The 20,855-nt window shown below is 49.0% G+C and carries 15 protein-coding genes; 12 read left to right on the plus strand and 3 right to left on the minus strand.

The features are described 5' to 3' along the window. Positions 1-14 precede the first annotated feature (14 nt). From ilvD to EYS13_RS15540, 11 genes are all read left to right on the plus strand, one after another. Entirely contained in the window at positions 15-1,676 is a 1,662-nt protein-coding gene (gene ilvD, locus EYS13_RS15490; protein ID WP_227764486.1) for a dihydroxy-acid dehydratase, read from the plus strand. Then, the gene (gene ilvB, locus EYS13_RS15495) at positions 1,669-3,420 is read left to right on the plus strand and encodes a biosynthetic-type acetolactate synthase large subunit (protein ID WP_227764490.1); all 1,752 of its coding nucleotides are present in this window, start codon (positions 1,669-1,671) and stop codon (positions 3,418-3,420) included. Before ilvD ends, ilvB (EYS13_RS15495) begins: the two co-directional genes overlap by 8 nt. A 6-nt stretch (positions 3,421-3,426) precedes the next feature. Then, positions 3,427-3,936, plus strand: coding sequence for an acetolactate synthase small subunit (gene ilvN / locus EYS13_RS15500; protein ID WP_227764492.1), 510 nt, complete (start codon positions 3,427-3,429; stop codon positions 3,934-3,936). A 29-nt stretch (positions 3,937-3,965) separates the two neighbouring features. Further along, a complete protein-coding gene (gene ilvB, locus EYS13_RS15505; RefSeq protein WP_227764494.1) occupies positions 3,966-5,663 on the plus strand; it encodes a biosynthetic-type acetolactate synthase large subunit in 1,698 nt (565 codons plus the stop codon). Further along, complete coding sequence (locus EYS13_RS15510) at positions 5,656-7,182, plus strand: 2-isopropylmalate synthase (protein ID WP_227764495.1); 1,527 nt, start codon at positions 5,656-5,658, stop codon at positions 7,180-7,182. The genes ilvB (EYS13_RS15505) and EYS13_RS15510 overlap by 8 nt, the downstream gene beginning before the upstream one ends. Positions 7,183-7,292: 110 nt before the next feature. Next, complete coding sequence (gene leuC / locus EYS13_RS15515) at positions 7,293-8,555, plus strand: 3-isopropylmalate dehydratase large subunit (protein ID WP_227764497.1); 1,263 nt, start codon at positions 7,293-7,295, stop codon at positions 8,553-8,555. After that, positions 8,556-9,056, plus strand: a complete 501-nt coding sequence (gene leuD, locus EYS13_RS15520) for a 3-isopropylmalate dehydratase small subunit (RefSeq protein WP_227764500.1) — start codon at positions 8,556-8,558, stop codon at positions 9,054-9,056. It abuts the gene before it with no gap. Beyond that, positions 9,049-10,122, plus strand: a complete 1,074-nt coding sequence (gene leuB / locus EYS13_RS15525; RefSeq protein ID WP_227764502.1) for a 3-isopropylmalate dehydrogenase — start codon at positions 9,049-9,051, stop codon at positions 10,120-10,122. The genes leuD and leuB overlap by 8 nt, the downstream gene beginning before the upstream one ends. A gap of 1 nt (position 10,123) precedes the next feature. Continuing rightward, complete coding sequence (gene cimA, locus EYS13_RS15530) at positions 10,124-11,731, plus strand: citramalate synthase (protein ID WP_227764505.1); 1,608 nt, start codon at positions 10,124-10,126, stop codon at positions 11,729-11,731. A 787-nt stretch (positions 11,732-12,518) separates the two neighbouring features. Next, positions 12,519-13,697 carry a pyridoxal phosphate-dependent aminotransferase gene (locus EYS13_RS15535; protein ID WP_227764507.1) on the plus strand — a complete coding sequence of 393 codons (1,179 nt, stop codon included), beginning with the start codon at positions 12,519-12,521 and terminating at the stop codon, positions 13,695-13,697. 155 nt (positions 13,698-13,852) lie between these two features. Then, positions 13,853-14,848: an arsenic resistance protein gene (locus EYS13_RS15540; RefSeq protein WP_227764510.1), complete on the plus strand. Its 996-nt coding sequence runs from the start codon at positions 13,853-13,855 to the stop codon at positions 14,846-14,848. A gap of 74 nt (positions 14,849-14,922) precedes the next feature. On the opposite strand, the gene EYS13_RS15545 is transcribed toward EYS13_RS15540, so the two are convergent. Next, complete coding sequence (locus EYS13_RS15545; protein ID WP_227764513.1) at positions 14,923-17,097, minus strand: YcdB/YcdC domain-containing protein; 2,175 nt, start codon at positions 17,095-17,097, stop codon at positions 14,923-14,925. Between the two features lie 216 nt (positions 17,098-17,313). Here EYS13_RS15545 and EYS13_RS15550 point away from each other — a divergent pair, with 216 nt between their 5' ends. Then, positions 17,314-19,260: a hypothetical protein gene (locus EYS13_RS15550; RefSeq protein WP_227764516.1), complete on the plus strand. Its 1,947-nt coding sequence runs from the start codon at positions 17,314-17,316 to the stop codon at positions 19,258-19,260. Positions 19,261-19,293: 33 nt separating this feature from the next. On the opposite strand, the gene EYS13_RS15555 is transcribed toward EYS13_RS15550, so the two are convergent. After that, on the minus strand, positions 19,294-19,998 hold the full coding sequence (locus EYS13_RS15555; RefSeq protein WP_227764519.1) for a DUF881 domain-containing protein: 705 nt from the start codon (positions 19,996-19,998) through the stop codon (positions 19,294-19,296). Continuing rightward, a complete protein-coding gene (locus EYS13_RS15560; RefSeq protein WP_227764521.1) occupies positions 19,991-20,740 on the minus strand; it encodes a DUF881 domain-containing protein in 750 nt (249 codons plus the stop codon). The genes EYS13_RS15555 and EYS13_RS15560 overlap by 8 nt, the downstream gene beginning before the upstream one ends. Between the last annotated feature and the right edge of the window lie 115 nt (positions 20,741-20,855).

The raw sequence follows: 20,855 nt of genomic DNA on the forward strand, positions 1-20,855 counted from the left end.
TTAGGAGTGACAGCATGCGCAGCCTTTTAATGAAGGAAGGCCTGGAAAAGGCGCCTCATCGTTCTCTGTTTAAAGCATTGGGACTTACTGACGAAGAACTGCATAGACCAATTATCGGCATTGTCAATGCCCAAAATGAAATTGTACCAGGCCACCGGCATTTGGACCAGATTGCGGAGGCAGTGAAGGCCGGGGTAAGAATGGCAGGAGGTACTCCAATTGAGTTTCCAGCCATTGCGGTTTGCGACGGAATAGCCATGAATCATATGGGAATGAAATATTCTCTGGCCAGCCGGGAATTGATTGCCGATTCCATTGAAATCATGGCTACAGCCCACGCTTTTGATGCCCTGGTGTTCATCCCTAACTGCGACAAGGTAGTGCCGGGGATGCTCATGGCTGCTGCCCGGTTGAATTTGCCCTCCATTTTTGTCAGCGGCGGCCCTATGCTGGCTGGTAAATATGGCGATAAAAGGCTTAGCCTCAGCAACATGTTTGAAGCGGTTGGCGCTGTGGCAGCAGGCAAGATGCAGGAGGAAGAACTGGCTGAACTGGAAAACTGCGCTTGCCCGAGCTGCGGCTCTTGCTCCGGAATGTTTACCGCCAACTCCATGAACTGTCTGACGGAAGTGTTAGGCATGGGTTTACCCGGCAACGGCACCATTCCGGCAGTCTATTCAGCCAGAATCAGGCTGGCCAAAAAGGCCGGCATGCAGATCATGGAGCTGCTGGAAAAAAACATCAAGCCTCTGGACATTATGACCCCGGCAGCTTTCCGCAACGCGGTAGCTGTAGATATGTCTTTAGGCTGTTCCACCAATACGGCTTTGCACCTTCCGGCAATTGCCCATGAAGCTGGGGTAAAAATAGGGTTTGAGGATTTCAATGAGCTCTCCAAAGTAACCCCCCACCTTTGTAAGCTGGCTCCGGCCGGGGACCACTTTATCGAAGACTTGGATGAAGCCGGCGGCATTCCTGCTGTGATGGCGGAGCTGAACAAATTGAATCTCCTAAACCTGGATGTAATTACAGTGACAGGGAAGACGTTAGGTGAGAACCTCCAAGGGGTAACTGTTAAGCGGCCTGATATCATCAGGTCTGTTGAAAACCCCTATAGCAAAGACGGGGGATTGGCTATTCTCTGGGGGAGTCTTGCTCCTGACGGAGCAGTGGTGAAAAAAGGGGCGGTAGCGCCGGAAATGCTGGTACATGAGGGCCCGGCCAGGGTCTTTGAATCGGAAGAAGAAGCAGTTGCCGCCATTCTGGGGTTGAAAATCAAGCCGGGTGATGTGATTGTCATTCGCTATGAAGGTCCCAAAGGAGGCCCGGGAATGCGGGAAATGCTGACTCCCACTTCCGCGGTCAGCGGTATGGGCTTAGGAGAATCTGTAGCCTTAATCACCGACGGGCGTTTTTCCGGAGCTACCCGGGGAGCATCCATCGGCCACGTTTCTCCTGAAGCGGCGGAAGGCGGCCCCATAGCTCTGGTGCGGGAGGGAGATGTAATCAGGATTAATATTCCGGAGAACAAACTGGATTTACTGGTAGATGAGGCGGAACTGGCCAGAAGGAAAAAAGAGTGGACAGCTCCGGAGCCTAAAGTAACTAAGGGGTACCTGGCCAGATACGCCAAGCAGGTTACTTCAGCAAGTACGGGGGCGATTTTAAATGTCTAGTGCTGTACTGGAAGAATTACAAGTCAGATCAAGAGACGATGTTAATAAAGCAATTAAGGAAGAACATTTAACCGGCGCTCAAATCCTATTAAAAGCGCTGGAAAAGGAAGGGGTAGAGGTTATTTTTGGCTATCCCGGAGGTGCTAACATACCGATCTATGATGAGTTATATCGCACCAAAAACATTACCCATATTTTGACCCGCCACGAGCAGGGAGCTGTCCATGCTGCCGACGGTTATGCCCGCGCTACCGGGAAACCCGGCGTCTGCCTGGCTACTTCCGGGCCGGGAGCAACCAACTTAGTGACAGGCATAGCCAATGCTTATATGGATTCCATACCCTTAGTAGCTATAACAGGCCAGGTTGCTTTAGGGCTCCTGGGCAGGGACTCTTTTCAAGAAGCCGATATAACTGGTATTACTACCCCCATTACCAAGTACAGTTACTTGGTTAAGGATGTGCGGGATTTAGCCAGGATTGTTCATGAAGCATTTCATCTGGCAACAACAGGCCGTCCCGGACCGGTACTAATCGATTTGCCGAAAGATATTACCGTGCAAAAAGCAGAATTTAAGTATCCACCTGAGCTGGATTTGCCGGGGTATAAGCCCAGGACGATGATTAATGCCGCCCAGATCGGCAAAGCGGCTCAAGCAATCTTGGAAGCCAAAAGGCCGGTTATTTTCGCCGGCGGCGGGGTAATAAATGCCGGGGCCAGTAAGGAACTCTTAGCCCTGGCAACGCTCACCGGGGCTCCTGTAACCTACTCATTAATGGGTAAAGGCGCTTTCCCCGATGCCCACCCCCAGTGTTTGGGCATGGTGGGGATGCATGGTACAGCCTATGCCAATTACGCTGTATGGGAAAGTGACCTCCTCATCGGCCTGGGAGTGCGTTTTGATGACCGGGTAACCGGTAAACTTTCAACTTTTGCCAGCCAGGCCAAGGTGATTCATATTGATATTGATCCGGCCGAGCTTGGCAAAAACGTAGTTGCCCATGTCCCCATTGCCGGTGATGTGAAGGAAGCGTTAAGTGAGCTTTTAAAAGTGTTAAAAGCTAAGGGATGTAATCTTGATCTGGCTTCCTGGCGGCAGAAGATTGACAATTGGAAACGGGAATACCCACTGAGGTATGAAAAATCAGGGAACGTGATTAAACCGCAGTATGTGATCGAGCAGATCAATGAAGTGACCAAAGGCGAAGCTTATATTGTCACTGAGGTTGGGCAGCACCAGATGTGGGCAGCCCAGTACTACCAAAGTTCTAAGCCCCGCACATTCTTTACTTCCGGTGGCTTGGGCACGATGGGCTTTGGCCTGCCGGCTGCCATGGGGGTACAAATGGCCCACCCCGAGGCAGTGGTGTTCAACATTGCCGGGGACGGCAGCATCCAGATGAATTCCCAGGAATTTGCCACTATTGTCCACAACAAACTGCCTATAAACGTGGCTATTTTAAATAACCATTACCTGGGCATGGTCCGGCAGTGGCAGGAGTTATTTTTCGGGAAGAGGTACTCCCACACCGACATGACCGGGCAGCCTGATTTTGTGAAACTGGCAGAAGCATACGGGGCCGTGGGCTTGCGGGTTGAAAAGCCGGAAGATGTTAGGCCGGCCCTGGAAGAGGCGGCAGCTTCCCCCCGGGCATACATCCTTGATTTTGTGGTGGATGAATCGGAAAACGTCTTTCCGATGGTTCCGGCAGGAGCTTCATTAAATGAAATGCTAGGGAGGTAAGGCTTAGTGAAACATACATTAGCAGTACTGGTAGAAAACCGTCCCGGCGTGTTGACCCGGATTGCCGGTCTCTTTGCCCGCCGGGGCTACAATATCGACAGTCTGGCTGTGGGTAGAACCGACAACCCTCTTATTTCCCGGATGACTATTGTGGTCGATGGGGATGACCGGGTCATCGAGCAGGTTAGCAAGCAACTTTACAAATTGATTGATGTAATCAAATTAACCGATATTACTAATGACGAATATGTGGACCGGGAAATGATCCTGATTAAAGTTAACGCCGACCCGGCTATCCGGGGTGAGATCATGCAGATTGTGGAGATTTTCCGGGCCCGGATTGTGGACATTGGCAGAAACTCATTGATTATTGAGGCCACGGGCGACGAAGGCAAGATCAACGCTATTGAAAGCGCCCTGCGCCCCTTTGGTATTCGGGAGGTAGTGCGCACCGGTAAGATAGCAATGTCCCGGGGACCTAAACACAAAAACGGCAAATCCCAAGAGCTGCTGTAAGTGACTATAACAATTGGAGGTGGAGGACGTTGGGGATTACAGGCGCTCAAGCACTGATTAAGTTTCTGGAAGAAGAACACGTCAAATATATCTTTGGCTACCCGGGTGGCGCCGTTTTGGCGTTGTACGATGCGATCCTGGAGTCGAAAAAAATAAAGCACGTTCTGGTACGGCAGGAACAGGCGGCTGTACACGCGGCCAGCGGTTATGCCCGGGTAACTGGCAGGCCCGGGGTTTGTCTCGCTACTTCCGGTCCGGGAGCTACCAACCTGGTTACGGGGCTGGCCACTGCCTATATGGACTCGATTCCCGTAGTGGCTATTACGGGACAGGTAGGTACTGATATGATCGGCACCGATGCCTTCCAGGAAGTCGATATTTTCGGGATTACCATGCCTATTACTAAGCATAATTACCTGGTTAAAGACGTAAACGATTTGCCCAAAGTTGTCAAAGAGGCTTTTCATATTGCCAGCACTGGCAGGCCCGGCCCGGTATTAATCGATATTCCCAAAAACGTTTCCGGCGCGGTTTTCGATTATCAGCCTCCGGGCCCGGTAGACTTGAGGGGCTATAAACCTACTTACAAAGGACATCCTGCTCAGATTAAAAACCTGGCAAAATTTATTCAGGAAGCGGAGCGGCCGGTTATTTTAGCCGGAGGCGGTGTCATCAGTTCCAACGCCAATGAGGAATTATATGCACTTGCGGAAAAGATTAATGCTCCGGTTACCACCACTTTAATGGGTTTGGGAGCATTTCCGGAAGACCACCAGCTGTCCCTGGGAATGTTGGGCTTACATGGCACTCCTTATGCCAACTATGCAGTAACCAACTGTGATCTGCTCATTAGTCTGGGCGTACGTTTTGATGACCGGGTCATCAGCGTTGCCAGCAAATTTGCTCCTCAGGCTAAGATTGTCCATATAGATATAGACCCAGCAGAAATTGGCAAAAACGTTATTGTGGATTTGCCTATAGTGGGTGATGTGCGTTTAGTCCTGGAGGAATTGCTGAAAAAGGTTACCAAAAAGGAACACCATTCCTGGCTGCAGCAGGTCAAAGCGTGGAAAGAATCCCACCCAATGGTTTATGGCAACCTGAGTCAGCTGCGGCCCCAGTATGTCATTGAAAAGCTGGGTGAGCTGACCAGAGGAAAAGCCATTATTACCACCGATGTGGGACAACACCAGATGTGGGCTGCTCAGTTTTATAAGTTTACAAAACCCCGGAGCTTTATTTCCTCGGGAGGGCTGGGTACCATGGGTTATGGCTTCCCTGCGGCGGTTGGGGCCCAGCTGGCCAGTCCCGATTCGTTGGTTGTAGCTATAACCGGTGACGGCAGTTTTCAGATGAATATGGCGGAAATGGGTACAGCCACAGAACAATGTCTTCCTATTAAAATACTGCTCTTCAATAACTCCTACCTGTCGCTGGTGAGACAGCTGCAGCATTTCTTATGCGGTAAGAGATACTGTGGAGTGGAATTTACCGGGAACCCTGATTTTGTACAGTTGGCTAACTCATATCCCGGAGCAGTAGGTTTACGGATCGAAAAGCCGGAGGATGTGGAGCCGGTGCTAAAAGAAGCTATTAACAACGGCAAACTGACGGTGATCGAATGCCGGGTAAGCGAGGAAGAGTTAGTTTATCCCGTTGTTCCGCCTGGCAGGAGCTTGGACGAGATGATACATTACCCAGTGGAAGAGGGAGGAACCAATGAATAAGCGAGTGTACATTTTTGATACTACTCTGCGGGACGGGGAACAGTCTCCAGGGGTGAGTTTAAATATTCAGGAGAAGTTGGAGATAGCACAGCAGCTGGCCCGGCTTGGGGTAGATGTAATTGAAGCAGGCTTTCCTATTGCTTCCCCCGGCGACTTCGAGGCTGTAAAAGCTGTTGCCCAGAAAATTAAAGGGCCAACAATTGCTGCCCTGGCCAGGATTTCTGAAAAAGATATTGACCGGGCCTGGGAAGCCGTTAAATATGCTGAAAAGCCCAGAATTCATACCTTTATTGCTACCTCAGATATTCATATGAAATATAAGCTGAAGATGAGCAGGGAAGAGGTATTGGAAGCCATTACCAGGGGTGTGCGGCATGCCAAGCAGTATACCGAAGATGTGGAATTTTCGCCTGAAGACGGTTCCCGCACCGATCTGGATTTCATGCTGAAAGTGGTGGAAACTGCTATTGCTGCCGGAGCCACAGTAATCAATATTCCTGACACTGTTGGCTACGCAACTCCCGATGAGTTTGGCAATTTTATCGGTGCCATCAAGAACAGGGTGCCCAATATGGACAAAGCAATCCTGAGCGTACACTGTCATAACGATCTGGGCCTGGCTGTTGCCAACTCCCTGGCAGCTGTCCAAAACGGGGCAGAGCAGGTGGAATGTGCTGTCAACGGCATTGGGGAAAGGGCCGGGAATACCGCGCTGGAGGAAATTGTAATGGCCCTTTTGACCCGGCAGGATTTTTACGGCATGGAATGCGGCATAACCACTGAGGAAATCTACCGCACCAGCAAACTGGTCAGCTCTTTGACCGGCATGCCCATTCAGTACAATAAAGCCATTGTAGGCAAGAATGCTTTTGCTCATGAATCAGGCATTCATCAGGACGGTGTTTTAAAAGAGCGCACCACCTATGAGATTATGAACCCGGCCAAGCTGGGAATTATTCAGAACAATATTGTTTTAGGCAAGCATTCGGGCCGCCACGCATTCAGGCAAAGGTTGGAGGAGTTGGGCTTTAAGCTCTCCGATGAAGAACTGGTCAAAGCATTTATCCGCTTTAAAAATCTGGCTGACCGCAAGAAGGAAATTACCGATAAAGACTTGGAAGCTATTGTGGAAGACGAGATCAGGGTTATTCCGGAAAAGTATACCCTGGAGTACATCCATATTTCCAGCGGCAACCGTATTGTGCCCACTGCTACCATCGGCCTGAGAAGCGATGAGGATTTGTCGGAAGAGGCTGCTTGCGGTGACGGTCCGGTAGACGCGGTCTTTAAGGCGATTGATAAGATCACCCAGTTGGGTGTTTGCCTGAAGCATTATAACCTTAGTGCCATTACCGGCGGCAAGGATGCCATGGGCGAAGTTACCGTGAAGGTGGAGTATGAAGGCAAGCCTTACGTCGGACGGGGTATCAGCACCGATATTATTGAAGCCAGCGCCCGGGCATATGTAAATGCTATAAATAAAATTGTTTATGAAACGGGAGAGAAAGCAGAGGAGTAACATAGCTTTCAGCTGTCAGCCTACGCTTAATCACTGAAAAAAGCTGAAAGCTGGCGGCTGAAGGCTGCTAGCTACATCAAAAAGAATAGCCTATGAGAGGAGATAATAGCATGGGAATGACCATTACGGAAAAGATCTTAGCCGCCCATGCGGGGGTAGACCATGTTGAGCCGGGGGAACTGATCAATGCCAAGCTTGATATTGTGTTAGGCAACGATATTACCGCGCCTGTGGCCATCAAAGAATTTGAAAAACTTGGCCTGGAGAAGGTATTTGATGCGGAGCGCATCTGCCTTGTCCCTGACCATTTCACTCCTAACAAAGATATTAAATCGGCGGAACAGGCCAAGATGCTCCGGGATTTTGCCAAAAAGCATAACCTCACCAACTACTTTGAAATCGGGAGAATGGGCGTAGAGCACTGTTTGCTCCCGGAGGCGGGGATCGTTGTTCCCGGCGATGTGATCATAGGTGCCGACTCCCACACCTGTACCTACGGCGCGCTGGGGGCATTTGCCACCGGCGTGGGCAGCACTGATATGGCTGCCGGCATGGCTACGGGGGAAGCCTGGTTCAAGGTGCCTGAATCCATCAAATTTATCTACTACGGCAGGCTCCAGCCCTATGTGGGAGGCAAGGATTTAATTCTCCATACCATTGGGGATATCGGTGTGGACGGGGCCAGGTATATGGCCATGGAGTTCACGGGGGAGGTAATCGCAAACCTCTCCATGGATAACCGCTTCACCATGGCCAACATGGCTATTGAAGCAGGAGGCAAAAACGGGATTATCGCTCCCGACGAAATAACGTTAAAATACGTGGAAGGCAGGGCAAAACGCCCCTGGAAATTCTTCCAGAGCGATCCCGATGCCAAGTATGCCCAAGTAATCGAGTATGATTGCTCCAAGATTGAGCCTCAGGTGGCTTTTCCCCACCTGCCGGAAAACACCAGGCCCATCAGCCAGGTAGGAAACGTGACTATCGATCAGGTAGTAATCGGTTCTTGCACCAACGGTCGCTTGGAGGATCTACGGGTTGCCGCCCAGATCCTGAAGGGGAAGAAAGTGCATAAGGAAATCCGCTTGATCATCATCCCCGGTACCCAGCACATTTACCGGGAAGCAATGCGGGAAGGGCTGTTTGAAATTTTCCTTGAAGCAGGAGCTGCCATCAGCACTCCTACCTGCGGGCCTTGCCTGGGCGGACACATGGGCATCCTGGCCAAAGGGGAAAGGGCTCTGGCCACTACCAACAGAAACTTTGTAGGCCGCATGGGCCATCCTGAAAGTGAAGTTTATCTTGCCAGCCCGGCTGTGGCCGCAGCCAGTGCTATTTTAGGGCGGATTGCTGCCCCTCAGGAGGTGGAGTAAATGCAGTTTCAAGGCAAAGCCTGGAAATTCGGCAATGACATCGATACGGACGTTATAATTCCGGCGAGGTACCTCAATACCTCTTCCCCGGAAGAGCTGGCCAAGCACTGCATGGAGGATGCGGACCCCGAGTTCAGCTCCAAAGTGCAAAGAGGAGATATTATCGTTGCCGGGAAAAACTTCGGCTGCGGCAGTTCCCGGGAGCATGCTCCTATTTCAATCAAAGCCAGCGGGGTAGCCTGCGTTATCGCCCATTCCTTTGCCCGGATTTTTTACCGCAACTCCATCAACATTGGACTGCCTATTTTTGAGTCGCCGGCTGCAGCCGAGGCTGTTTCCGCCGGTGATGAAATCTTGGTAGATGCAGAGAACGGTAAAATCACCAACCTGACTAAACAGGAAAGTTATCAGGCTAAGCCGTTCCCGCCTTTTATGCAGGAACTTATTTCGGCTGGCGGTCTGATGAATTATGTGGCAAAGAAGGTGAAGGGTCATGCATAAAATCGCAGTATTGCCGGGGGACGGCATTGGGGCGGAAATCGTCCCCCAGGCAGTTAAGGTTCTGGATACGATAAGCCGGAAGTATGGCTATAAATTTTCCTATACCGAAGGTTTAATCGGCGGCGCTGCAATTGATGCTGTGGGCAAGCCTCTGCCGGAGGAGACCCTTAAGCTCTGCCAGGAGAGCGAGGCTATCCTTTTAGGCGCTGTAGGAGGACCCAAGTGGGACCATCTGCCCGTGGCCATGCGCCCCGAAGCGGCAGCCTTGCTTCCGCTCCGCAAAGCCCTGGGGCTCTACGCTAATATCAGGCCGGCCTATTTGTACCCTGCTTTGGCTGAAGCTTCCACTCTGAAAAGGGAAGTAGTTTTAGGGACAGACCTGGTGACCATCAGGGAATTGACCGGCGGCCTATATTTCGGCGAGAAAAAGCGGGAAAAAACAGCCACAGGAGAAGTTGCCATGGACACTCTGGTTTACACTACAGAGGAAATAGAGCGCATCACCAGGTTGGCCTTTGAAGTGGCCCGCGCCAGAAGGAAAAAGGTAACTTCCGTTGATAAGGCCAATGTGCTGGAAAGCTCCAGGCTGTGGCGGGAAACCATCACCAGAGTCCACGAAGAGTTTCCTGATGTGGAGTTGGAACACATGTACGTGGATAACGCCGCCATGCAGCTGGTGCGCCGTCCAACCCAGTTTGATGTAATTGTGACGGAGAATATGTTCGGCGATATCCTGACCGACCAGGCGTCCATGCTTACCGGCTCCATCGGCATGCTGCCCTCAGCCAGCATTGGCGGCAAAGTGGCGTTGTATGAGCCATCCCATGGTTCAGCGCCTGACATTGCGGGGCAAAATAAGGCAAATCCACTGGCTACCATTTTATCGGCGGCGATGATGCTGAAATACTCCTTTGGCTACAGTGAAGCTGCCCGGGAGATTGAGCAAGCTGTGGAAAAAGTATTGGATTTAGGTTACCGCACCCCGGACATCATGGAGGAGGGTAAAACCCTGGTTGACACTGTAACTATGGGGGACTTAGTTTGCCGGCATTTGGAGGATGTTTAAAATGCGGCGTGTATATCTGTATGATACAACTTTACGGGATGGTTCCCAGGGAGAGGGAATCAGTTTTTCGGTTCATGACAAGCTGAAAATCACTGCCCGGTTGGACCGACTCGGTGTAGACTACATTGAGGGGGGCTGGCCGGGCTCTAACCCCAAAGACCTGGAGTACTTTCAGCAAGTCAGGGAATTAAAGCTTAGTCATGCCAAGGTTACCGCCTTTGGCAGCACCCGGAGAGCGGGAGTAAAGCCCGAAGAGGACGCTAACTTGAGCGCCATAATCGCAGCGGGAGTACAGGCTGTGGCTATTTTTGGGAAAAGCTGGGACCTGCATGTGACTGAGGCTTTAAATGTGCCATTGCAAGAAAATTTGGCCATGATTTATGACAGCGTCAGTTTCCTAAAGAGCAAAGGCATCGAGGTAATCTATGATGCTGAACATTTCTTTGACGGTTACAAAGCTAACCCCGAATACGCTCTGGAAACCATATTGACAGCAGAGCGGGCAGGTGCCGACTGGATCGCTTTGTGTGACACCAATGGGGGTTCCTTGCCACACGAGATTTCGGGGATAGTTACAAAGGTATTATCCCTGGTTAATGTTCCCATAGGAATTCACTGTCACAATGACGGAGATCTCGCAGTGGCCAACACCCTGGCCGCAGTTCAGGCCGGCGTTACTCAGGTACAAGGTACCATTAACGGCTTAGGGGAACGCTGTGGCAATGCCAACTTGTGTTCGGTAATCCCTAACCTGCAGTTGAAAATGGGTTACAACTGCCTGGATGCTGAGCATTTAAGGCATTTGACCGAAGTGTCCCATTATGTCAGCGAGATAGCCAACGTGACTAAAGCCAACAACCAGCCCTTTGTAGGGCAAAGCGCCTTTGCCCATAAAGGCGGAATTCATGTCAGCGCAGTGCTGAAAAATCCAAAGACCTACGAGCATATGAACCCGGAACTAATCGGCAACAAGCGGCGGGTGCTGGTCTCGGAACTGGCCGGCGCCAGCAACCTGCAGTATAAAGCTCAGGAACTGGGAATGAAGCTTTTGAACAACAAAGAACAGAACAGGAAAATCATCCAGGAGATCAAGCGGCTCGAGTATGAAGGCTACCAGTTTGAGGGAGCTGAAGCTTCATTGGAACTGTTCCTGAAGCGAGCCACGGGGGAATACCAGTCCAGCTTTTCCTTGGAATCAATCAAGGTGCTGGTGGAAAAGCGGGGCGGCCAGGAGATGCTCACGGAAGCTATGATAAAGCTACGGGTTGGCGAGCGGGTGGTGCATACGGCAGCGGAAGGCAACGGTCCGGTTAACGCCCTCGATAACGCGCTGCGCAAAGCCTTGGAAGAATGCTATCCCTTCCTCAAGGAAATGCATTTAAGCGACTACAAGGTGCGGGTGCTGGATGAAAAAGATGCTACCAAAGCAAAGGTGCGGGTGCTCATCGAATCCAGGGATACTTCAGGGTCCTGGAGCACTATGGGTGTTTCCCATAATATTATCGAAGCCAGCTGGCAGGCCCTGGTGGACAGTATGGATTATGCCATGATGCGGCAAATGGCCAATGAAGCCGACGAAGAAGTTGTTTTAAAGGCTTCACAAGGTTAGGAGTGTCCTTATCAAATAAAAAGTAAACCCCCAATCCTATGAATATGTTTAGGAGTAAGGGGTTTTCTTTTTTTTTAAAATTTCGGAACTATTTTCGCTTTTTATTCGTCTTATTAAACAAAGTAATACAATCTTCATGGGCTGAGCGTTTTTTCAGATTATTGATTGGAGGGTTCCGGATGCAAAGGTCAACTGCCAAAGGTTTGTTTGTTGGCATCATGACTATTCTGCTGCTTTTGGCCATATTTGGCAATTCGCTGGCCACAATTATTTGAAAGTTTCTTCGGACAACATGGGGCTGACATAAAGAAATCCCTCCACCGAGGGACTTTCAGCTGGTAGACAAATGCAAAAATTGTAACCCATTGTGTGTAGCTGCGACATTATGACAAGCCCTAGAGCGCTCTGCGAAGAGTTTGACTGGAAGCGGACGAGCGGCACGGACGCCGCGAGAGCGGTGGAGCGATAGGACGTCGCGTCACCGCGTGCCGCTGGAAGTTAAACGCTTAAGCAGCAAGCGCTCTTGGCGATAGTCTTTGGAGCAGCGGACACAATGGTTAACATTTTCAGGGTAATCTGAAATCCCTCCCGCCGGAGGGATTTCTTTGTATAGAGAAGGGAAAAAGCCATAGAATAATGTTAAGATAAAGCCGAATGTAAACGTGGAGGAGAGAGTATATTCACCCGTACCTGCAGTACGGGATTTTCTATATGAAAATTTTTTGAAATACTTGACTGGGATCAAGTACAATATAAGTATGATTAAAGAATAGTTGGGGTGGTTAGTTTGAAAATTGCACAGCGGGTTGCGGGTATAACGCCATCTAAAACACTGGCCATTACTGCTAAGGCCAAGGAACTAAAAGAGCAAGGCTATGATGTGGTGGGACTGGGGGCCGGTGAACCTGATTTCAATACGCCGCAGCACATTATTGACGCGGCGATCAATGCTATGGAAGCCGGCCATACCAAATATACCCCGGCCGCCGGGATTCCGGAACTTAAAAAGGCAATTTGTGAAAAACTGGAGAAGGAAAACGGGCTGAGCTACAAGCCGGCGCAGATTATCGTCTGCAACGGAGCCAAACACGCCTTATATAATCTGTTTCAGGCCCTTTTGGACCCGGGAGACGAAGTGCTGATCCCGTCTCCCTACTGGGTTAGCTACCCTGAGATGGTAACATTGGCGGGAGGTATCCCTGTTTATCTGGCAGGTGAGGAGGAAAACCAATTTAAAATCACACCGCGGCAGTTGGAACAAGCCATTACCGAAAAGACTCAGGCACTCATCATCAATTCACCCAATAACCCCACAGGAAGTATCTACAGCCGGGAAGAATTGGAGAAAATAGCCGAAATATGCATAGCAAAAAATATCCTCATAGTGTCCGATGAAATTTATGAGAAGCTGATTTATGACGGAGAGGAACATGTAAGTGCCGCCGCCTTAAGCAAGGAAGCCTATGACCATACTGTAGTCATTAACGGCGTGTCCAAACCATATTCCATGACAGGCTGGCGGATTGGCTACGCAGCAGGAAATGCAGAGTTGATTAGAGCAATGACCAATCTCTCCAGCCACAGCACTTCTAATCCTACCAGTTTTGCCCAGTATGGGGCTTTGGCTGCTTTGCAGGGCCCGCAGGAAGCATTGCAGATGATGAAAGCGGAGTTCGACAAGAGGCGCAAGGCGGTCGTAGAAATGCTGAACAGTGTGGAAGGCATTCATTGTTTGCTACCTAAAGGAGCTTTTTATGTTTTTATCAACGTGAGCCGGGCTATGGCCAAAGGAGGCTACAGGGATGTGGATGCCTGGTCCCAAGCCCTCCTGGAACAGCAGCATGTGGCCGTGGTGCCTGGCACCGGATTTGGCGCTCCTGATTATATTCGCATCTCTTACGCTACCTCTATGGAGAAGTTAATAAAAGGAGCGGAACGCATAAAAAAATTTGTGGAAGGTGTATAGTGAGAGAGCCTTGGTGGCTCTCTCTTTTACGCAATAAGTATAGTTTGAGCGCATCTAAATAACTTGTTACACTAATATTAATTGACAGCGTAAAAACAATAAAGTATAATAAAAAGTACCTCTAGGGGGTATAAAATTGGGAGGAGGAAAAGCAGATGTTCAAAAAAATCTATTTTTACCCCTCAAAAAATCTGGTAGTAGCAATCCCCGTGGTACTTGTGACAGGTTTTCTGCTGGGCTATTTTTTTGACTTATCCTTTTTGAAAAAATATATTCTCTGGGCCACTTTTTTGATGATTTACCCAACCATGATCGGTTTTAAGCTGAGCGAGACAGTCAGCCTAACTCATTGGAGAGTGCTTGGTTGGTCCTTGGTAATTAATTTTGTGCTGATACCTCTGCTTGCTTATTTGCTCGGACTGGGTTTCTTTACCGCTGAGCCTCAGTTATTTGCCGGGCTGGCTATTGCTTCCCTGCTTCCCACCAGCGGAATGACTATATCCTGGACTATGCTAAGCAAAGGCAATGTGCCTGCCGCCATCAAACTTACGGTAATAAGCTTGGTGCTAGGCTCCTTGCTGGCTCCCTGGTACCTGCTGGCTATGGTTGGCAAGTATGTGCCAATCAACATAGTCGAGATTTTTAAGACTATTGTTATTGTAGTGGTTTCGCCTTTAATTCTGGGCAATATAACCCATAGGCTATTAATAAAAAAATATTCCCCAGAACGATTTCAAAAAGAGCTTAAACCGCTTTTTCCAGCTGCCAGCGTTTGGGCTATGCTTTTTGTCATTTTTTCCAGTATCAGCATGAAAGCCAAAATGATCCTCAGCCAGCCCGAGTTGCTCCTTATTTCCCTGGTCGCCTTAGTCGTCTTTTATCTGGCTAATTTCCTGGTAAGTACGCTGGTAGGCCGTTGGACCATGGACAGGGCGGACAGTTTTGCCCTGGTCTACGGTACGGTGATGCGGAACCTTTCAATTTCGCTGGGGATTGCGGTGACTGCATTTGGTGCCAAAGCTGCCTTAATTGTTACCCTGGCTTTCATTATCCAGGTGCAGGGGGCAGCCTGGTACGGCAAACTGGCGCAAAAGTATTCCTTCTTCCCTGAAAAAGGGGTTAAAATGGCAGCCCCCGTACAGGAAGCCTGACTGTTTGTACGGCAAGCTAAAAGGGAGATTGGGCATGAGCTTAATCTCCCTTTTAGCTTGGAAAACTTGAATTATTAATATACCCGGTTCTTCTCCAGCTTCATAAATCTCACGGTAATTACGCTGGCTTCGCCTTTTTTCACTTTAGTCTGTGGGTTCCAGTTGGAGCCGTCGCCGGTCATGAGCTCCAGCTCGCTGGCAATTGCTACGTAGCCCAGGTAGCCTTTGGAGATCTTATCTACATCCTTGTAGTTGTTTAACTTGTAAATATCGAGAGTGGCAACTTTATCCCAGATAAGCATTCGGGTTAAGAATTTGGCCATTTCTTCCCTGGTTACGGCAGCTGTGGGGTTAACTTCTTTTTCCAAAATTAAGCCCATTTCTTTGGCCCGGCGGTAATAAGGGTCATACCAGTTGCCTTCGGTGGCGTCTGAAAGGTAGCCGTTATTGATTTTAACCAGCATTTTCATTAATTCGGCTTGGCTGATTTCGGCTTCGGGTTTGAACAGCCCGTCATTTACTGTCAACATCCCCAGTTCGTTTAGGGTTTCGATATCCTTTGCAGCCCAGTGACCTTGAATATCGGTTATTTCGGGGTTTGCCTTCTCCTTCAAAGGCTCGCCGTTCCAGCCCAGCTTCTGGCCCGTAACTGCGTCAAAGCGGAAGCTTTCAATGGGGGCCAGTTTATAGACCAGGCGCAGGTTTCTGTCCCGGTCCTTGATGTACACCAGGTTCATGGGGTTTTTAGCAAAGAAATCTTCAGTGAATTTAGCTTTATCCAGCACATTATCCTTTTGCGGAAATTCCACATCCAGGAAGCGAATACGGAAATTGCTCAGCTTACCCGTGTAGCTGTTAACCGTAGCATTTACATAATTATTAGCAAAAGGAATGCCGTCTACAACCCGCTCGTACCTGAAATAGTAACTGGGCAGTTCCTTTTCCGGGGCGTCCCCGAATTTGAGGCGCAGTTCATAGTCAAAATCCTGTTGCGGCCGCAGGTTGTCAACTACTGCCGGGAAGTTTTCCTTAAGGTAATTTTGCACTACTTTTTCCGCTTCTTCCCGGGTTTTAATCACAAGGGGCTTCTGCTCCGTTTTTTGCCCTTCGGACACCGGCTTAGCATAGTCTTCGTTGAAATCGAAAGCTAGCACTTTTCCTGTCTTAGCATCCACTTCCACGCTGGCCCAGCCATAGTGGTCCTTTTCCTCCACGTTCCAGTTAAAGCTCCATATTTTCAGTTCCGGGAATTCCCAGTCCCTGAACAGCTGGGCACCGCGCAATTTAAAAGTAGACGGCAAATCTATGGCTTTTTCTGCGATGGACAGTGCTTCCTCCTTGGAGATTACATCCTTCAGCTCATCAACCGCCTTTTGCTCGTAGGGCTCAAGCTTCGATTCGGCGGGATAAGCACCTCCGGCGCCTCCCATATCATACATTTCTTTAAAATAGGGATAAAACATTTCTTCCCTGATTATCTCCCCTGTCAGAGCATCAATATTCACCTGGTAGGGGTTGACTATTTCGTAGATCAGCTTTACCTGCTTTGGAATTCTGTTCTCGGAATAGGGTTTAAAGTACCTTAGTTCAATACCGAACTTGTCATTGAAAATCTTTTGGGCATCACTGGGGGAAAGTTTGGCTTTAGCGGGAGCGGCGCTTAAGTTTTCCCAGTTTACCCAGAAATTGCGGACCTCGCCTGTCTGCCCGTTGATTTCCATGTTGATGTTATTGGCGGGGTATTCAATTCCATTGATCACACGGTTAAATTGATAGGAATGGAATACAGGTGCGCCGTAATAAATTTGCTGGTTAGGTTTTAGGACTATTTCATCAGCTTTGGAAGGAGCCACTTTCTTGATGAAATCCAGAGCAATTTTTTCCCCTTCTTTTTTTGTGATTTTTGGCAGGCTGCTTATTTCCCCCTGGTAGTCCTTGGAACTGTAGTAACTATAGCCTGCCACTTCACCGGTAGTGGCATCAATCCTGACATTAACCTCCCCGTAAGTACCCTCGTTGTTTTTGCCGGGATACCACCGCAGGGACCAGACGTCGCTGAATTCATTTTGTTCGTAGCTTGAATCAAACTGGTCATATTCTTTGGGAATTTGGAAAAAGCCTTTGGCAATTTCGATGGCTTTTTCCAGTGTTATTGCGCCTGCCGGTTGCTCTCCGGCAAAAGCAGCTGCCGGCAGCACGGAGATGAGCAAGCTGATAATCAGTAAAACTGCAAAACTTTTTTTCACCACTACATTCCTCCTTACTTTGGTTTCCAGCATATAGACTCCAAAAGGGTGCCAAAAGTTTCATCAACCAGCAATTTTTATTTCGACTTCATATGTCTAACTTCCGACTTTCTTTTTCCGACATTAGACAAAAGCAGTTTTTTTTCCCGAAGGATTTTTTTCGCAGGACATCCAATAATTCTCCTGATTTTTGAAGATAACGGGGAACGGGGTGTTTTTGTGAAAAAGACAAGGGTAAAAAGCAAAAGTAAAACTAGAAACAAAAAGACAAAAAATGAAAGAACTCTGGAAATTGTAATAAACGGGCAGTTGGACAGCTTAACTGATCATCTTAAACAACTACTGGCCGCGTGCTCGCTGGAGATTGATAAACTAAATCTGAAGTTAGCCAAGACGCTGACCGATTATCCTGTGGACAGGCTTGCCAAGAATCTGGCGCGGGTACTCTTGCATAACCCCTGTTTTGTAGAAAAAGATGGAAAATGGACGGTGGATAAAAGGGGACAGGAAACAAATGACCCGGTTTACCAGTGGCTCAGCACCGTGGCCCACCCTTTGAACTTCCATGAGTTGAAAAAAATTGCGGCGGAAAATTCATTTCAGCTTGGACAGGAAAAGGATCTGGTTTGGGACAGCCGCTTTATCAGGTTAAAGAACGGCAAGTGGGCTCTAAGCACCTGGCGGGTCTTGACCAAGGTAAGCAGCAGCCTGATTAGTGCCATTTTGGAATGCATCACTAAAAACGGGCAGCCCCTCAGCCTATTGATGCTGCAAAAGGAGCTGGGCGGCCAGGTAAGTGCTGAACTGCTGCAGCAGGCGGTTAAGGAGGACGGGCGACTGATAGAGGTCTGTCCGGGAATGGTTTACAGTGCCGAGCTCTACAACAAAATGATTGCAGGTTTAACAACTGCGGATCCCCTGGAAGTCTTCAGGCAGGCAGAAATCAATGTGCTGCAGGAAGCGGAACTGATGCTTATTATCAAAGATAACCAGCCCAACAAGCGGCAGTATATCTTATCTTCCGATGACCTGGAAAAGGGTAAGCTCACTTTAACCAGGCGGCTGGAAAAAATTTTTCGCGATTTTCCTGCGGAATGCTATCTAAATTTCCAGCTAAGTGGCAAAAATACTGGTATCTGGTACCTCCGGGAATTGCATGTCCTGGTAGGCTTTGCAGGCTGGTTCAAAGCAAACGGCTTAGAACCGGGACATATTCTGGAACTCAGTTGGACAGTAGGTGATCTGTTGCCAACCTTTACCCTGGATTTTACCGGTGAAAGGGAAGCAGAAGTCTACAGCGAGGGCGTGAGGGTGCAAAAATTAGCCCGAATTTGTCAAACAGCCGGGAAAGAGCAGCTTGACCTGGAAAGGGCGCTAATTTTAGTGATGGAGCTTTATCCCCAAGGCTTACGCGTGACAGATTTGGAAGCAGCCCTAAAAGCCATGGGAATCAGTTCCACCAACTTGGAGCCGGTGCTCAGAGCTTATCCCTTCTTTGAAGAGTTGGAGGGCGAAGTGTGGCGCTGCAATCCTGCCATGAAAGACAGGTACTTTCAGTTTTTGGAACAGATCAAAAAAGCCCAGCAGGAGCTGGAGAAAGCCAGGCAGGAGGCTGCCGGCAGCCTGGCGGAGGCCCGTATCTTGCAGCAGGAGAAGGAAAGCCTGCAGGATGAGCTGGTTTACTTGCAAAACCATTACCGGGAAGAGCAGGCTCTTTACCAGCAAAAACTGAGCGAACTGGCGATGCAAAACGAGCATTGGCATCTGGAAAACGCCAGGCTGAAGGCTGAATTAGGCAAGATGCAGCAGCGTGAAGAACAGCTCATCCAGGAGATGGAGGCACAAAGCCAGCAGTTAGTGAATTTACGCCAGGAGAAAAACAAGTTAAAAGTGAAAAATGAACAGCTGGAAAACAAAATGTTGCAGTTACAGAGCAGTTTAAACCGTACCATTGAGGAGGCCGAGGCCGAAATAGTTCGCTTGAAAAAGCAGCTGCAGGAAAAAGTAAGTCAACTGGACAGCATGCAGTATGCCAATCAAGAGCTGCAGCGCAACTTAGCCCGCTTGCATGAGGAAAGAAGGGATATGAAGCGCAAGCTCTCTTTCTGGCCGGTGCGACTGGTCATATCTCTCTTTGCCCTGGGCAGCCGGAAAAGCGCTGGTTAAAAAGCGGTGTCTTTGGCTGGACACCGCTTTTGGCTAATTCTCCTTGTTCTCTTTGATTTTGGCAACCTGCCATCTCTGGGGGTACTTCACTGCAGGAATGACCACTTCCTGTTTTTGTTCTATCTGGGGGTAAATCGAAAAGGAATTTAGGTTATCGATAATGCCTCCGGTGAAGGTCAGTCCTTTTTCCAAAGTGTTGGCATCGCCGATGGCTTCAATCACAATGGGGTAATAAAGTCTTTCCCCGTCAACAGTGTTGTAAAAGGAATAAGCATCTTCCACCTGGGCAATGGAAGTAGTGGCTATGATCCGGTGGCCATTGATCGCGATTGCTTCGGCGCCGGAAGCCCATAATTCATTGACTAAGTCAACCAAGTCCACGGCCAAAACAGCTGATTCCCCGGAGATAGTTAACGTAATGCCTGGGCCCTTGGCCGGCAGTAAGCCGTTAATCAACCGCAGTTTATCCAGATCTTTTTGTACGTTGGCGAAGGTACTCTTGCCCAGGTTAGACTGCTCCATAAGTTCTCTGTACTGTCCGTTTAAAAGCTGGATCTCTTGTTCCAGCTTAGCGCGTTTGTCGTTCAGGTTTTTCCACATGGCTACCAGGTCCTCTTCTTTCATGGATTCCAGGGAGTCAAGCAGTGTTTGCTGGGTCCTGAACTGTACCGAGAGGAAGATGCCCAGCACAAAGAGCACCAATGTTACCGCAATCTGCCAGTTTTTCAGTTTATTCATTGTTGCTTTCCTCCTGTTCCTGTGGCTGGGCATGGACGGGGGAATAGCTGCCTTTGTAGGCAGGAATCACAATGTTATCCTCTTTGATAATTTTGACCGGAAAATCATTCTTCTTTAGATAGGAATAATCTATTCCATTGACAACTCCTTGCTCAAGTTTCTCCGGATCGCCGATGGCCTTTATTTCGTAAGGGGGTGCCATGCGGGTGGAGTTGACCAGGATGACGGTTCCCACACAGCGGATGTTGCTGGTGGTCACGATGCGCTGGTTGTTGACGCTGATTGCTTCAGCGCCGGCATTCTTTAAATCATTTACTACATATAATACGTTTTTGTCGTGGATAATAAATTTTTCCGGGTTATATGTGGACAGGTCCGATGTTTTGGCAGCCTCGGCTCCTTTGGCATTATCATCCAGGACTACAATTACGCCGGGGCCTTCTACTTCGGTGAGGCCGGCCTGCATTTTCAGGGTTTCCAGCTCTTGCTTTAGACTTGCCATCCGGTCTTCACCGCTGATTTGCTCTTTCTGGATGGCATCGATCTGTTCCCGCAAGGCAGCAATCTTCTCTTCCAGGGCGTCTGTTTCTTTTTCCAACCCATCAATTACGGAGATAAGATTGTTGGCTTTTTTGCTTGCGGCTTCGGCCCGGACGGCTTGTTGGGTTTTAAACAGCGTAATCAATAGAACGCCGGAAATCAAGCAGATGACTGTTAAATATAAATGCCATTTTTTAACCATTCCGGTTCAACTCCTTTATCACTATTTTAAAGTAAGTAGATGCCAGGGGCAACCTGTATGCCGGTTCCAATTTTGCTCTATATTTTCAGTAATTTTTAAAAGGTATTTTTTAGGC

Source organism: Zhaonella formicivorans, assembly GCF_004353525.1.
GTDB lineage: Bacteria > Bacillota > DUOV01 > DUOV01 > Zhaonellaceae > Zhaonella > Zhaonella formicivorans.